General features: G+C 55.3%; 16 protein-coding genes. 3 read left to right on the forward strand and 13 right to left on the reverse strand.

All coding sequences use genetic code 11. The features are described from left to right. The first annotated feature begins 9 nt into the window (after positions 1-9). Complete coding sequence (locus tag AB182_RS14645; protein WP_047370743.1) at positions 10-516, forward strand: AAA family ATPase; 507 nt, start codon at positions 10-12, stop codon at positions 514-516. 51 nt (positions 517-567) lie between these two features. Here the strand turns inward: AB182_RS14645 and AB182_RS14650 are convergent, their stop codons facing one another. Beyond that, positions 568-1,356, reverse strand: a complete 789-nt coding sequence (locus AB182_RS14650) for a phosphotransferase family protein (RefSeq protein WP_047370744.1) — start codon at positions 1,354-1,356, stop codon at positions 568-570. A gap of 80 nt (positions 1,357-1,436) precedes the next feature. Then, positions 1,437-2,318, reverse strand: a complete 882-nt coding sequence (locus tag AB182_RS14655) for a LysR family transcriptional regulator (protein WP_222708283.1) — start codon at positions 2,316-2,318, stop codon at positions 1,437-1,439. Positions 2,319-2,420: 102 nt separating this feature from the next. Here AB182_RS14655 and AB182_RS14660 point away from each other — a divergent pair, with 102 nt between their 5' ends. Continuing rightward, entirely contained in the window at positions 2,421-3,434 is a 1,014-nt protein-coding gene (locus tag AB182_RS14660; protein ID WP_047370746.1) for an aldo/keto reductase, read from the forward strand. Between the two features lie 17 nt (positions 3,435-3,451). On the opposite strand, the gene AB182_RS14665 is transcribed toward AB182_RS14660, so the two are convergent. From AB182_RS14665 to AB182_RS14675, 3 genes are all read right to left on the reverse strand, one after another. After that, a complete protein-coding gene (locus AB182_RS14665) occupies positions 3,452-4,357 on the reverse strand; it encodes an alpha/beta fold hydrolase (protein WP_047370747.1) in 906 nt (301 codons plus the stop codon). A gap of 51 nt (positions 4,358-4,408) precedes the next feature. Further along, positions 4,409-5,017 (reverse strand): TetR/AcrR family transcriptional regulator, encoded by a 609-nt coding sequence (locus tag AB182_RS14670; protein ID WP_120785389.1) that lies wholly within the window; start codon positions 5,015-5,017, stop codon positions 4,409-4,411. Between the two features lie 90 nt (positions 5,018-5,107). Beyond that, a complete protein-coding gene (locus tag AB182_RS14675) occupies positions 5,108-6,301 on the reverse strand; it encodes an MFS transporter (protein WP_047370749.1) in 1,194 nt (397 codons plus the stop codon). 115 nt (positions 6,302-6,416) lie between these two features. Between AB182_RS14675 and AB182_RS14680 the strand changes: the two genes are divergently transcribed. Next, a complete protein-coding gene (locus AB182_RS14680; RefSeq protein ID WP_047370750.1) occupies positions 6,417-7,373 on the forward strand; it encodes an AraC family transcriptional regulator in 957 nt (318 codons plus the stop codon). Between the two features lie 20 nt (positions 7,374-7,393). Here AB182_RS14680 and AB182_RS14685 read toward each other — a convergent pair whose 3' ends face one another. The 8 genes from AB182_RS14685 to AB182_RS14715 all read right to left on the reverse strand — a co-directional run bounded on the left by AB182_RS14685 (position 7,394) and on the right by AB182_RS14715 (position 15,253). Beyond that, positions 7,394-8,074: a transporter substrate-binding domain-containing protein gene (locus tag AB182_RS14685; protein ID WP_047370751.1), complete on the reverse strand. Its 681-nt coding sequence runs from the start codon at positions 8,072-8,074 to the stop codon at positions 7,394-7,396. A 112-nt stretch (positions 8,075-8,186) separates the two neighbouring features. Beyond that, positions 8,187-9,419 (reverse strand): MFS transporter, encoded by a 1,233-nt coding sequence (locus AB182_RS14690; protein ID WP_047370752.1) that lies wholly within the window; start codon positions 9,417-9,419, stop codon positions 8,187-8,189. A gap of 528 nt (positions 9,420-9,947) precedes the next feature. Next, positions 9,948-11,486, reverse strand: a complete 1,539-nt coding sequence (locus AB182_RS14695) for a DHA2 family efflux MFS transporter permease subunit (RefSeq protein ID WP_047370753.1) — start codon at positions 11,484-11,486, stop codon at positions 9,948-9,950. A gap of 10 nt (positions 11,487-11,496) precedes the next feature. Then, complete coding sequence (locus AB182_RS14700) at positions 11,497-12,687, reverse strand: efflux RND transporter periplasmic adaptor subunit (RefSeq protein ID WP_047370754.1); 1,191 nt, start codon at positions 12,685-12,687, stop codon at positions 11,497-11,499. Between the two features lie 27 nt (positions 12,688-12,714). Then, positions 12,715-13,170 (reverse strand): MarR family transcriptional regulator, encoded by a 456-nt coding sequence (locus AB182_RS14705; RefSeq protein WP_047370755.1) that lies wholly within the window; start codon positions 13,168-13,170, stop codon positions 12,715-12,717. A gap of 121 nt (positions 13,171-13,291) precedes the next feature. Next, on the reverse strand, positions 13,292-13,609 hold the full coding sequence (locus tag AB182_RS14710; RefSeq protein ID WP_047370756.1) for an MFS transporter: 318 nt from the start codon (positions 13,607-13,609) through the stop codon (positions 13,292-13,294). Positions 13,610-13,703: 94 nt separating this feature from the next. Further along, positions 13,704-14,132, reverse strand: a complete 429-nt coding sequence (locus AB182_RS30670; RefSeq protein WP_071845888.1) for a GFA family protein — start codon at positions 14,130-14,132, stop codon at positions 13,704-13,706. A gap of 221 nt (positions 14,133-14,353) precedes the next feature. Further along, the gene (locus tag AB182_RS14715) at positions 14,354-15,253 is read right to left on the reverse strand and encodes a LysR family transcriptional regulator (protein ID WP_007731876.1); all 900 of its coding nucleotides are present in this window, start codon (positions 15,251-15,253) and stop codon (positions 14,354-14,356) included. Between the last annotated feature and the right edge of the window lie 59 nt (positions 15,254-15,312).

Below are 15,312 nucleotides of genomic sequence, written 5' to 3' on the forward strand. Positions count from 1 at the left end.
AGGCAAACCATGAATACGAATACCCCTGTAGAAGCAGTAAGACCAACACTTCACCTTTTATGTGGAAAAATCGCTTCGGGTAAATCCACATTATCGGCAAGATTGGGAGCCGCGCCAGGCACGATTATTGTCAGCGAGGACACCTGGCTGGCTGCGCTCTATAAAGATGAAATACACTCAGTCGCGGATTATGTGCAGTGCGCATCCAGGCTCAAAAACGCCATGAAGCCACACCTGATATCCTTGCTCAATGCTGGTTTATCGGTTGTTCTGGACTTTCCGGCAAATACACCGGCGAATCGTGAATGGATGATGGGTATCATTACGGCGTCGGGCGCCAATAATTGCCTGCATTATCTGCGCGTCTCTGACGATATATGTAAAGCCCGTTTACGCGCCCGTAACGCAGAAGGCGCGCACGATTTTTCCGCGACGGATGAAGAGTTTGAAATAATAACGCGTTATTTCGCAGAACCGCTCGCAGACGAAGGGTTCACGATTATTGAATACAGTTAACATACTGAAGGTGAGCCGTCAGCAGACGGCTTTTTTAATGCCCCTGTTTATTCAAAGCATTTTCTCTGTGTTATCTAACCAGTCGGGAAGGTATTCCTTGTACCAGTTAAGATATATTGGAAAGATTGTTTTTTTCCGCTCATTAAGCAACGTAATTACTTCGGTGACGATCCATGCTTTAGCAATGGCAATTTCTCTCGCCAGCGCCTTGAAATTCTGCTGACCAGATAGTTGGCAATAGCGTTCAGCAAGATCAATAAATGTCTGTTTCGTTCCCATTCCCTTTATGAGGGGAGCCAGATCGATAGCCGAACTCCCGGTTCCAAACCTTTCCCAGTCGAAAAGCACAACCTCGCCATTTGCTCTTCTTCCCCAATTACCGGCATTGCTATCGCCAGAAATCAAACTCTGATAACCAAACAAAACATCACTGCATTGTCGAAAACGCCGAAGCTGCTGTGCATTTTTGTCGGGCAGTGCCAACAGCCGGAGAGAGTGTTCGAGTGCATATTCTGACCATGCATGGCTGTGGTAAATCCATTGCGGACTGGCAGTGTAACGGTGCAGGCAATTCAAGGTAGCGAGTATTTCATCGCCGGACACGTCGTCCTGGTTAACCTCACAGGGGATATATTCCAGTCTTAGCCTGCGCAGGTCAGCATCGGCAGATAACAATGTTGGCACGCTCACACCCGCCTGGGTGAGTTCACGGGCAGCCTGTTGATAAAAATCATACTCCACCTCACCAACGGGACATTTCTCGATGATCTGATGACCCGTTTCATCAACAAGCAGCTCCACTCTGGCTACCCCCATCCGGGATAGATTCTCAACTGACATACATCCTTCCTTTAAGATTGTCCGATGGCCTTTTCTTCAGGCATTTGAGTGTGCCCTCTTCTGGCGCATAGCGGGGGAGTTTATTGGCGAATAAAATCGACGAATGCCCGCAATGCGGTCGGCAAATTCCGCCGTCCGGCGTAGTAGAGAAAAAAACGCCCCGGCAGCGCGCTAAAGCCATCCAGGACAGACACTAACCGACCCGCGTTTACCTCTTCGCTCACCATCGCCTCGTAGACGTAAGCAATGCCAGCGCCATCGCGTGCAGCCTGAATCATTAGCATATCGTCGTCGAATACCAGCGGGCCGGAGGCGGTGACGGCCAGCGGTTTTCCTGAGACCAGAAATTCCCAGTGATAATGGCGACCACCAGGAAAACGGCGGCAAATGCAGGCGTGGTCCAGCAGCTCGTCAGGCGATTTTGGTTCGCCATGCAGTTTCAGGTAAGACGGCGCAGCAACGCATACGAAACGCTGGGGCGGACCAACAGGGACAGCAACCATGTCGCCAGCCAGGCTCTCGCCAAAACGGATACCCGCGTCAAAGCCGCTGTCCACGATATCAGCCAGGCCGTCGTCAGTGACAACCTCGACTTTCACGCACGGATACTTCGCCACAAAACGCGCCAGTAAAGGAGCCAGCACCAGCCAGGCTGCCGGGCGCGGCACGTTCAGACGCAGCGTACCTGTGGGTACAGCCTGTAACGCCGTCACGTCAACGAGCGCATCAGCTACCTCGCGCAAAGCAGGAGCAAGCCGGGCCAAAAGGCGATTCCCCGCCTCGGTTGGCGTAACACTGCGGGTCGTGCGGTGGAGCAAACGAACCCCCAGCCGCTCTTCCAGTCCACGCATGGCATGGCTCAGAGCCGAGGCAGATACACCTCGCTCGGCGGCAGCTTTGCGAAAACTTCGATGCCGGGCAACGGCTTCAAAGGCGTCAAGTTCATGCAGATCGATAGTCATATTGATGAGAATTATTCAGTAGTTCATCAAACATAACATGGCTTATCGCCTGCTATCTAGCGTGCCACACTGGCGCCGTCAAATTGAGTAAGGAGTTAAACCATGCAGCACAAAAAACTGGGGAATGCCGATTTCACTATCTCACCTATCGGTCTGGGAACCTGGGCCATCGCGGGGGCGGGCTGGGAATTTGGCTGGGGAGCGCAGGATGACGAAGAAAGTCTGGCCGCGCTGGAATACGCCGTGGAACGCGGAGTGAACTGGATCGATACCGCTGCTGTTTACGGCCTGGGCCATGCCGAGGAAATTGTCGGAAGACTCCTGCGCCGCGTGCCTGCTTCGCGCCGTCCGCTGGTGTTCACAAAAGGCAGTCTGGTCTGGGATCCGACAAGCCGGCAGATTTCGCATTCCCTGGCGCCGGATTCGTTGGCGCGTGAGATTGACGAAAGCCTGCGCCGCCTGCAGACGGAGGCCATCGATCTGTATCAGATCCACTGGCCGGCTTTCCCGGCAGACGGCCCGGATGAGGGCATTGAGGCAGCGATCTCCGTGCTGGAGAAGGCGCGTCAGCAAGGAAAGATCCGCGCCATCGGCGTCTCCAATTTTAACGTCGCGCAACTCAGGCGAGCCCAGGCCGTTACGGAGATTGCCGCGCTCCAGCCGCCTTACTCGGCGCTCATGCGCGAGGTTGAGTCCGACATCCTGCCATTCTGCCAGCAAACGGGTATCGGCGTGATCGCCTATTCTACCCTGCAATCGGGTCTGCTGAGCGGCGCGATGACGCGTGAACGCATCGCCCGTCTCCCCGATGATGACTGGCGCAAAACCCGCAGTCCGGATTTCAGGGAGCCGCGCCTGACCCGAAACCTTGCCCTGGTTGAGACCTTCCGTCGGATAGGTGAACGCCATGGGCTAACAGCGGCGGCAGTGGCGATCGCCTGGGTACTCAGACAGCCTGCGATATCTGGTGCGATTGTCGGCGCACGCCGCCCGCTACAAGTCGATGGACTCCTGGGGGCCGCGGAGTTCAGCCTGAGCGAGGACGAACTGGCGGAAATCGCGCCGTTTCTGCCCGAAGGCATGGGCACCAACGTGCCAGAAGAAACGGCTACCTGAACGGCATCCATTTATCCTTAACGGAAAAACGTGGCCATCGCCTCGCTCAGCGCTTTGGGCTGTTCATCCGGGATGAAATGACCGCAGTGCGCGATGGTGATACCCGTTACCTCCCCGGCAAACTGACGTAACGGGGTTGCCATATCCGCAATGGACCCCTCGTCGGCGCTAATTGCCAGCAGCGGCAACGTCAATTTACCCTGCGCGCACAGCATCACATTTTGCGTGGCTGAAACGGTCACCTCACGATACGGCGCCAGGCCGGTACGCAGTGCGCCGCTTTGGCGCATTAACCGGACATACTCTGCAATATCCTCATCGCTAAACACCATCGGGCTCGCGGCTTTGCGTCGCAGGAACCACTCAAGGTAGATATCCTCACGCCCACGGATTAAGGCCTCCGGCAGATCGGGAAGCAGATGAAAAGCAAAGTGCCAGGTTTTCCATGCCTTATCAGGCGTGACGGGTAAAGCGTCCGGCATCGTGATACCCGGTATACCGGCATCAAGCAGCGCCAGTTTAACCACCTGCTGGCTGTAACGCATCGCATAAGGCCATGCCACCCAGGCGCCCACATCATGGGCGGCGAGGTAATGTCGCTCAATCTCAAGCTTTTGCATCAGCCCGAAGACTTTCCCAGCCAGTGTCAGTGTATCGTAACCAGTTTGCGGTTTATCCGAGTCGCCCTGGCCGGGCAGATCAAGGGCGATAATATCGTAACGATCGCCCATCAGCGCCATCACCTTGCGCCAGGCATACCAACTTTGCGGAAAACCGGCCAGCAGGAGTAATACTTCACCGTGCGGATTTCCGCCTCTCACATAGTGCAAACGGAGACCGTCAACAGTCGCGTAGAAATGGGCAAAATCGGGCAGTGTGTCGACGGGTTGTGACCAGGGTTGAGTAACGGGTTTATCAGTCATACATATCTCCGGTTATTTAGGAAATGATCATTTCCTTTATGGTTAAAATTTTTATTCGAGCAGGGTCATCACCGTTGCCACGAGGCAATCGTGCGCCGGTAACTCACCGGCTTTTCCTACAACACGCATGCCAAGCACCAGACACAGCAGCACGCTACTCAGCGCGTGCACATCATGCCGTGGATGCACAGAACCATCTTGCTTCCCCTCTTCAAGCAACTGGAGGATCGACTGTTGATTGCGCTCAAGTGCGGTGCGTACCAGCCCGGAAAGCTCAGCATCAAGCTGCCCCAATTCAATCGCGCTGCCGACAACCAGACAACCGCGTCGCCCTTCTATCTCACTGGCAGATTCAAGGTAGAAACGCAGAAGTTCGGCTATTTTTGCCCGACCATCAGCTTGCTGCGCCAGGCGCTGGCGCAGCGTTTGATTACGCAGCGAGGTATACCGCGCAAATACGTGCAGAAAGAGGCTTCGTTTATCGTGAAAGGCTTTGTAGATGCTACCTGCCGTGAGCTGCATCGCCTCGCTCAGATCGTTTATCGATGCGCTGTGGTAGCCTTTTTCACGAAATACGGGCATGGCGAGATCGAGTGCGGCATCAAGATCAAATTGTCTCGGGCGCCCGCGTTCGCGAACGCCGGGTGATGTTTCTGGCATGCTGCACTCCATTTAGGAAATGATCGATTCCTAAATCATTCCACAGATAAGGACGCCTGAAAAGCCGTCAGCTGAAAAAAATGTTGCGGGTTACGCGACAGCCGGTTTTGTCCGCACACCGATAAATACAATGAACATCGCCGTCAGTAGCAGTAACCCGCTACCGGTAAAGACGCCACTGGCCCCGCTGACATCGAATACGGCTCCACCGCCTGCCGCTCCCGCGCCGATCGCAAGCTGCACGGATGCCACCATCAGCCCGCCCGCGCTTTCCGCCTCATCCGGTACGGTTGTCGCAAGCCAGGTGGTCCAGCCTACCGGCACCATGCCAAACGCAAAGCCCCACAGAGTGACCAGCAATCCATCCAGACCGGCCTGATGGCCAAACAGCACCAGCGCAAGGGCCATCAATCCCATCACAAACGGCACCAGCGCCAGGGTCAAATGTAGATTGCGCGACAGCAGATGTCCGGCGATAGAGGTGCCGACAAAGTTCGCCAGTCCAAAACCCAGCAGGATCAACGAAATGCTCTCCACACTCACCTGCCCTACGGTTTCCAGAAAAGGCCGCAGATAGGTAAAGAAGGCGAAATGGCCGCTGAAAATCAGGATAGTCGCCAGCATACCGCCCACCATGCCCGGTCGGCGAAGTACGCGAAACAGTGCGCCCAGGCTGCCGCTGCTTTCCGGCTTCATTGATGGCAGTACCCATAATTGCCACAGCAGCGCCAGCGCGCTTGGTGCGGTACAAAGAATAAAGACATTCCGCCAGCCAATAATGCTGCCCAGGTAGCTGCCAAGCGGTGCGGCGACCACGGTTGCAATCGACACACTGGAAAAGATAATCGCCAGGGCTTTGGGTACCTGTGCCGTTGGCACCAGCCTTAACGCGGTGGCGGTCGCCATCGCCCAGAAGCCGCCAATAGCGACACCCAACAGCAGACGCCCCAGCAACAAGACATGCAGCGAAGGGGCAAATGCCACCAATAAGCTGGAGACGATTTGTAACAATGAGAAGACGATCAGCACCCAGCGGCGGTCGATATTTTTGGTCACAGCGGCAATCAACAATCCGCTCAATAGTGCCACCAGTGCCGTGGCGGTCACCGCCTGTCCGGCCATCCCTTCACTGACTCCCAGACTCGCCGCCATGGGCGTCAGTAAACTGGCAGGTAAAAACTCTGCGGTAATCAAACCAAACACCCCAAGCCCCAGCGAGTAGACGGCTCGCCAGGCGGGTTTAACGGGCGCAATGACCTCTCTCGCCGTGACATGTGAATTCATCTGTGTTTCTCCTGCCCTAAAAATGTGACCGATATCGCAAAGCATAGGAAGTTCCCCACGGACGATCTATGACATATAATCTTCATTTATTGATAATTCGTCCGGAGTTGTTGCCATGGCGATTCAGACGCCCGATCTCATCAGCGAGTTGCTGCGCGGCATGCGCCTTTCCGGCGTGAAATACCGCCGCTTTGAGGCCAGCGCGCCGTTCGGCTTCGGCTTCGATGCCGCGCCCGGCAGAGCGCAGTTTCATTTCGTCAGCCGCGGTCCGGCGGTGTTGCGTATGGAGAGCGGCGCCCGTTTTACTCTCAACAACGGCGATGCGCTGTTTATTCCCAACGGCAACGCCCATGCCTTGCTCTCGGATGACAATGCGACGGCGACGCCGATCTCCGCCTTTCAGAGCGACACTATTTGCAGTTCGGTCTGCCAGATAACCTGCGAACCCTGTAAAGGGAGCGAGAACGTGGTGATATTCAGCGGATGTATGGACTTCGAACTGGGCGGAATGCAGCCGCTGATTAAAGCGATGCCGGAAGTGATGATGGTCAGTAAACTGATGTCGACCTGGCCGGAAATTCACCCGCTACTTGCCGCCATGGAGCGTGAATCGCTGACCCGTCAGGTGGGATTTGCCGGTATCCTGGCGCGACTGGCGGACGTGGTGGCGGCGCTGATTGTGCGCGGTTGGGTGGAGGCCGGTTGCGGCAAAGCCACCGGCTGGGTGCAGGTGCTGCGCGACCCCCGGCTGAGCCGGGCAATTTACGCCATGCACCAGCGACCGGGCATTAACTGGAGCGTGGCGGATCTGGCAAAAGAAGCGGGCACCTCCCGCTCCGTGTTTGCCGAGCGTTTTCTCTCTGCCACCGGCAGCACCCCGGCAAAATACCTGAGCGAGCTGCGCATGCGTCTGGCTATTCAGTACATCAGCCACGAAAACCAGGCTATCGAAACCGTAGCGCTACGACTTGGCTACGGTTCGCTCGCGGCATTTAGCCGGGCCTTTAAGCGTATTGTCGGACACCCGCCAGGCGCCCTTCGCGAGATAGCGCAATCACAGCCAGAGCCGTGATGGTTTGCCCGGGTTGAAGACTACTGGCGAATATGCCCGGCAATCATTGTGGACAAGGTGTGGTCTTCGCGTAATCGGACCAGCCGTTCTGAAATAACCTCAAAATAGCGATCATCGGCTTTGGCCACGCAGACGGCCTGTTGAATTTCGGTGAAATTATCAGGCAACACGCGAAAACCTGGATTGTTTTGGGCCGCCGCCTCAAGCGGCTGGCGAATCCCGGCGGCCATATCGCCCTCACCCGCTAAAAAAGCATCAATTGCCGCCTGAGAGGATGCAAGGCGATTCAGCGTCGCATAACGTAACTCACGAGAAAGCCAGAGGTCATAGGCCGCATTCTTACCCACATTGATGACGACACCCGGCTTATCCATTTCCCTGACGCTTCGCCAGTTGCTCGGGTCACGTACCAGCAAGGTGCCCTGAATGGTGATATAAGGCGCCGTAAAGCGCAGGCGATCCTCCCGTTTTGGGTCTATTGCCAGAAAGGCTATATCCCAGATGCCCTGACCTGCGTCCTCAACCACCTTCCCCGCGGCAGGATAAGTGATGAACAGAGGACGACAATGCAGATAACGAGCAATATCTTTTGCCAGTTCGACAGTGATACCTGCTGGCTGACCTTCCGGCGTCAGCGAGGCCAATACAGCATTCCCTAAATTGATGGCAAAACGCAGGGTGGGTAACGTTTCATCTGACATGAGCTTCTCCTGTGCGCAACTCGGCGTGATCGGTTCTCCCGTCAGAAAAGATAGCAACGGGCATCACAACATGCGCGGGCAATCTGCCAATGCGTTGCCCACGCCTTGTCGCTTACGTTCCGCTTTCCAGCCGCTGGCGCTTACGCAGATTGGGGAACCACTTCATCCACAGCGCCACCACCACCAGCGTGCCGATACCGCCGATAGCCGCGGCAGGCACGGCACCCAGCCAGGCGGCAAGCATTCCGGACTCGAACTCACCCAGTTGATTTGAGGTGTTGATAAAAATCGAGTTGACCGCGTTCACACGGCCGCGCATCTCATCCGGCGTGTCGAGTTGTACCAGCGAACCGCGAATGACCATGCTGACCATATCACAGCCGCCCAGCGCAAAAAGCGCCAACAGCGACAGCCACATCCAGCTTGAGAGCGCAAAGACCAGCGTGGCGACACCGAACCCCGCCACACTCATAAACATGATCATCCCGACATTACGCTTAAGCGCACGATGGCTTAACCAGAAGCCCATCAGCAACGCCCCCACGGCAGGCGCACTGCGCAACACGCCCAGTCCAACAGGCCCCGTGTGCAGTACATCGTGAGCAAAAATCGGCAGTAGCGCCGTCGCCCCGCCCAGCAGGACGGCGAAGAGATCGAGGGAGATAACCCCTAAGACATCCGGACGCTTGCGAATAAAATCGACGCCGGCAAACAGTGATGAAAGCGTCGGCGGCGTGCGCGGTGGCAACGCCTGTTCATAGAGCAACGTCAGCACCAGTATCAGAGAAAGCAGATACAGCCCCGCCGTCACCGCATAAACCACCTCCGCCCCCGCCGCATACAGGAAGCCGCCCAGCGCAGGCCCGACAATTTGCGCCGCCTGGCCGGATACCGCGTTGGCGGCGGTGGCACGTGGCAAAATCGACGTGGGGACCAGCGCGGGCAACATCGAAATCATCGCCGGGGATTCAAGTGTTTTCGCCGAAGAGATAATAAAGATCAGCGACAGGATCACGCCCACGCTGGCATCCCCCTTCCAGGTCAGCCAGGCCAACAGGGCAATCGCTGCCCACTCCAGCACCTGACCAAACATCACCACCCGACGGCGATCAAACTGGTCGGCGATATGTCCGGCGGGCAGTGCGAGAATAACGGAAGGGAAAAACTGCACCAGGCCTATCATGCCAAGCCAGAATGCACTGTGGGTTTGCGAGTAGATTTGCCAGCCAACGATGATAGAGAGCATTTGAAAGCCGAAGCTTGAACTGGTGCGCGCCAGCCAGAAAGAGACAAAGGAGCGATGTTGCAATAAACGTCCATCGTTACCGGACAACAGTGGTGCCATAGAAAATCCTATAAAAGTGGTAAGCCGTCAGACAGGAAGCGTGCCTGGCGGGGATCCTGGTTCTCGTTCAGTGAATGCTGTCGCGCCTGGGGTACGCATAGATTATTCAGTACATGTCAGTCAGATGGACCAGGTTCCGTTTGCTGACAGGCTGAACAGCGTTGTTCTCTTTTTATCATCGCGATCCTGTGGTTGCCAAATAACCCGGGCCTCACAGCGATGGGGTTGAGTCCCCGCTGAAATCGGTGAGACGAAGACCGGATGGCAAGGCCAGGCCACCTGGGATGGCGGACTGAGGTTTGTCGAGACAAGACAAAATCGTCCGCAGCCAGAGGGTCAGGAGGCGAACACAGTGCGAAGCACCGATTTCCCTGCGGGGCCGCCGGGATTGTTAAGCGGGCCGCGGTGGCCCCCTTAACACGTTCACGTGCCTGGGCCTTTGGGAATTCAGGTGCGTTAGTGAACGGAACCCTCCTTCCTCACTCGCACAGTGAAAGACAGCGTCCCCCACTCATCATCCCACTCACATTAATGCCCCGCCGCAGGCGGAGCACCCGGCGCACCGGCGCGAATAAAGGGCGGTTTCGCAAACCAGATAATCACCACCAGCGCCATAAACCCCCACCCCAACAACCAGAAATAATCGATGGTCGACATCATATAGGCTTGCTGTTCGATGGTTTTATCCACCGCGGCCAGATGCTGCTGCGTGATGCCCCCCATCCTGTTGAGATAATCCATAGCGGGCGGGTGATAAACAGAGACACTCTCCGTCAGATTCGCATGGTGAAACACTTCACGCCGCGACCACAGCCAGGTGGTCAGTGACGAAGCAAAAGAGCCCCCCAGCACGCGGAAGAAGGTCGCCAGACCGGAGCCTTCCGCCACTTCATTACCGTGCAGATTTGACAACACGATGGTGGTGATCGGCATAAAGAACAGCGCCACACCGATCCCCATAAACATCTGCACTTCGGCAATAGTGCGAAAATCAACGCTGGTGTTGAACTGCGCCCGCAGCAGGCACGACACTCCCATGGTCAGGAACGACAGCGACGCCAGAATACGCAGATCGACCCGGTTGGCATAACGCCCTACGATAGGGGTGAGCAACAGCGGCAGGAAGCCCATCGGAGCCGCCGCCAGCCCCGCCCAGATCGCGGTATACCCCATCTGCGTTTGCAGCCACTGCGGCAGAATAATGTTGATGGCAAAGAACGCCGCATAGCCGAGCATCAACGCGGTGGTGCCGATGGCGAAGTTGCGATCGGCAAACAGCCGCAGATTCACAATCGGGTGGCGCTCACCCAGCTCCCAAATCACAAAGGAGACCAGCGCGATAGCGGATATCACCGACATCACAATGATCTCTGTCGACGAGAACCAGTCGAGATCATTGCCTTTATCCAGCACCACCTGCAGCAGGCCGACGCCGAGCACCAGCAGCATAATACCGATGTAATCAATGGGCGCGTGCGTGGTGGTCTCTTCTCGTTCACGCAGTTGCGTCCATACAACGATGGCCGCAAAAATACCGATCGGCACGTTGATATAGAAAATCCACGGCCAGGAGTAGTTATCGGTGATCCAGCCGCCGGTAATCGGCCCGACGATAGGTGCCACCACCGTCACCATCGATAACAACGCCAGGGCCATACTGCGTTTGGTGGTCGGGAAAATAACCAACAGCAGCGTCTGACACATCGGGAACATGGGCCCGGCGAAAAACCCCTGCAGAGCGCGGAAGATAATCAGCTCGGTCATGCTGTGGGCAAAGCCACACAGGAACGAGGTCAGGGTAAATAATGTGACCGAACCGACAAACAGCTTCAGTTGCCCAAAACGCCGGGTAAACCACCCGGTCAGCGGCAGCGCGATAGCATTGCAGACCGCAAACGAGGTGATAACCCACGTGCCCTGGTCCGAGCTCACGCCGAGGTTGCCGGCGATGGTCGGCAATGCCACGTTGGCGATGGTGGTATCGAGCACCTGCATGAAGGTCGCCAGCGATAGCGCAATGGTGGCGAGCAGCAGGCTGGGTGGCGTAAACGCCGCCTTATCTTGCATAACGCCCCTCTTAGCGGCTGTTTGCCGCTACGGCCTGACTGTTGTCATGAAGGATTTTTGCCACCATCTGATCGGCCTTATCCAGCGCGTTCTGGTACACATCGGTGGTAAAGCGTGGGGCATCAACCGTTTTTTGCGGCAGCAGATGACCCTCGGTGTCGCGGATATCCACTTTAGCAAACATCGACAGTCCTACCCGCAGGGGATGTTTCTCCATATCATGCGGGTCAAGGGCAATACGTACCGGCAGACGCTGAACGATTTTGATCCAGTTACCGCTGGCGTTCTGTGCCGGCAGCAACGAGAACGCACTACCAGTACCGATACCTAAGCTCTCAATGGTGCCCTGGTATTCCACTTTGTCGCCGTAGAGGTCAGCGGTCAGAACCACCTTCTGCCCCAGACGCATGGTATTCATCTGACTCTCTTTAAAGTTGGCATCCACCCACACCTGATCCAGCGGCACGATTGACATCAAGGTCGTGCCGGAATCAACGCGCATCCCCAGTTGGACCGCGCGTTTCGCCACAAAGCCGCTTACCGGCGCCACAATGGTGCTGCGGGCATTATCCAGATAGCGCTGACGCAATGTCGCCACCGCACTTTTGATTTCCGGATGGCTATCGATGACCGTGTCATCAACCATCGCCAGGTTGGTACTTAACGCCTGTTGCGCCGCCGCTAAATCGCTCTGGGCCGTGGCCACGGCATCGCGATAGTGCGACATATCTTCTGCCGCAATCGCCCCGGTGGCAAAAATCTTCTGTCGACGGGCGAAGTCGTTCTGCGCGGTTTGCAAAGCCACTTTTTTCGCCGCTACCTGAGCGCGGTAATTGTCGGCGGTGCTATACAGGCCGCGGACCTGACGCACGGTGCTGGCCAGGTTGGCTTCTGCCTGTTGCAGGGCAATTTGCGTGTCACTGGGGTCAAGCAATACCAGCGGCTGGCCTTTGGCGACGTAATCCCCTTCATCAACGGCGACCTGGGTGACCGTTCCGGCAATTTGCGGGGTCAGTGTCACGAGGTTGGCATTAACGTAGGCATCGTCAGTGGTTTCGTAATAACGGGCATACAGGAAGTACCATGCCAGGCACCCTGCGGCAATAAGCACCAGGAGAACCAGCAGAATGGCGAAGTTGCGCTTACGTTTACTGGGCGCGCGTTCTGGTTGTGCAGATGACTGTGCAGATGAATTTTGCATCTTTATCGTAACCTTATTCAGGACAGCTTAACGATGGGGCCTGGTGGCCTCGTCTGGCAGCATTTTGATCAACAGCTGTACCAGCAGGCGTGATTCTTCCGGGGTCAGACGTGCAGTGAGCGAACTCAAAATCGAGGCCAGCGCCTCATTCTGAAAACGATCACAGAGAGCCTGCCCTTTCTCGGTCAGCGCCAGGATGACCTGGCGTTTGTCTTCGGGATTGGGGTTTCGCAGGATCAGATCCCGCTTCACCATCCGCTCGAGCATCCGGCTCATGGCTCCGGCATCCATCAGCAAATTTTTGCTGACTTCAAGCGGGCTATTGAATCCTTTGTAAATGCTGATCAGGACTTTAAATTGCGCAGCGGTAATATCGGTGTCAGCAAAACAGTGGCTGATAAGCTGATCTTTAAATTGGTTCGCCAGATGAATCAGCAAGCCAAGATGGAGTTTGGGATTAGGGGTATCTGCTACGTCTTTCATGTTATTTGCCTGGTCAATAATTACAAATGAAATTACTGACGGGGCAAATGTTTGTCAATGTAGTGTCAGGAAAAGAGCACAAATCTATACATTCTGCATGGTGCGTTTCGCGCTGCTGCGCTTATAACCGGATACTGTTGCGTCGTTTTCGGCAATACGGCGGGTCGATTTGCAGACGTTTCAGGGACACAATGACAGGCAAATATGAGACCCCGCTAAGGATACCCATCGCACCAACGTCAAGAATGGCGAGGTTAACCGCCGGGATGTAACCGATGCACAGCGGCGTAACGATACAGGCAATGTTGCCAGGGGAGTTGAACACTTCGCCGGAGACGCCCGGGATCTCTTTCGGTGACGTATCGCTGAGAATGCACCAGCCGTTATTGCCGAAGCCTTTGGCAAAGAACGCAATGCTTATCCACGTCAGAGGCGACATCGTTGGACAGAATAATGGAGTAACTGTTGTTTCCCGGCGGGGTACGAGCGCGCTCTTTGTAGGTAAATGTCCGCTGAGTGCCAGAAGCGGAACTTTAGGAGATGAGTTTCAGACACTCTAAGAGGGATGCGAGCGATTCGACCGGTCCGGAGTGGTGACTGTGAGAACGGGTTTTATCCCAGGGCATTGCATCATCTATGCAAAAGTCTCCTGCACATTCCATTTCAAGACGTTCGTCCAGTAAACCAATAGGAATCCAGACATAAGGTACGTCTCGCAGAGTGTTCGGGACAGTTGAGCCGCATACATTGCAAAAATCTGTACGGTAACCCGTTGGCTTAGACCATGAGTTGATGTGGTTTTCTCCTTTAGCCCAGCTAAACTCACTACTTTTCACTAATGTGGCAAGATTGTAACCTACTCCACTCTGCTTTCTGCAAAGCGAGCAATGACAACGATAAAACATCGCTGGTTTATTAGTGAGTTCAAATTCAATTGTCCCACACAAACATGATCCATTCATTTCAAAATTATCCAAATTCAGCTTTAGACATTGTCTGAAACAATACCATTGTTAGTATTGAATAATAACGATTAATGAGGGAATTAAAATATCCGTTATCACTCGAGTTAAGTTTCTGCTGTTCGCACATAGCAGACCTCTCGACGCTTCAGGGCGGTCCGCTTTGTGCCAGCAGCAGCCCTTCATTTCCACTCTGTAAACATTGACCCGAAGATCCAGCGTTAAATTTTCAGGTTAATACGCAACGCATCCACAACGAGTGAAAAGGCCGGCGAAGGTTGCTTACGGCTGGGGTAATAAAGATAGTAACCCGGAAAAGGCCGACACCACTCCTCAAGCACCCGAATCAGTTTTCCATTGCTGAGGTGCGCACCGAACTCCTCTTCAGGCAAAAAAGCAATTCCGAGACCGGCAAGCGCTGCGTCCACGACGTGTTCAGACGTATTAAACGTTAATTGCCCTTCAACCCGAACGTGAAATTTGCCGTTTTCCTGTTCAAATTCCCAGGCGTAAATTTTCCCCGACTGAACCATCCGCTCATTAATACAGCTATGTTGCACAAGATCGCGTGGCGTCTGAGGGGGAGGACACAGGGCGAAATACTCCGGGGAAGCCGCAGCTGCCATGCGCAGCTTCGGGCCGATCGGCACGGCAATCATGTCCTTGTCGATAGTGTCCCCGAGCCGCACACCGGCATCAAAACGATCCGCCACAATATCCCGGAATCCGTGATTGGCATCGAACTCAAGGTGAATATCGGGATATTCCCTCAACAGGGGCGTCAGTCGGGGCAACAGGGTGTTTTTTAATACATTTGGTCCGCAAGTGATACGCACCGTGCCTGCTGGTTTTTCCCGCAACGCCGTCAGCATATCCAGTTCCGCTTCAATTTCATCAATGCGTTGCCCTACGGACTGCAGCAGCCGTTCGCCAGCCGCCGTTGGCGACACACTGCGCGTTGTGCGTGTCAGCAGGCGTATCTTCATGCGCTCCTCAAGTCCGGAAATCGCCTGACTGAGCGCCGGCTGAGTCACGCCCAGCTGCGCGGCCGCGCGCGTAAAGCTGCCCTCGCGCGCCACGGTGATGAAAGAGAGTAAATCGTTGAGATTGCGTCTGGCCATGATTGTTCTCAGTCTATTTATAAATTTTACTTATAAGGCTATTAAGTATTCATTAGCTA

Origin of the sequence: Phytobacter ursingii (assembly GCF_001022135.1) — a bacterium.
Lineage (GTDB): Bacteria > Pseudomonadota > Gammaproteobacteria > Enterobacterales > Enterobacteriaceae > Phytobacter > Phytobacter ursingii.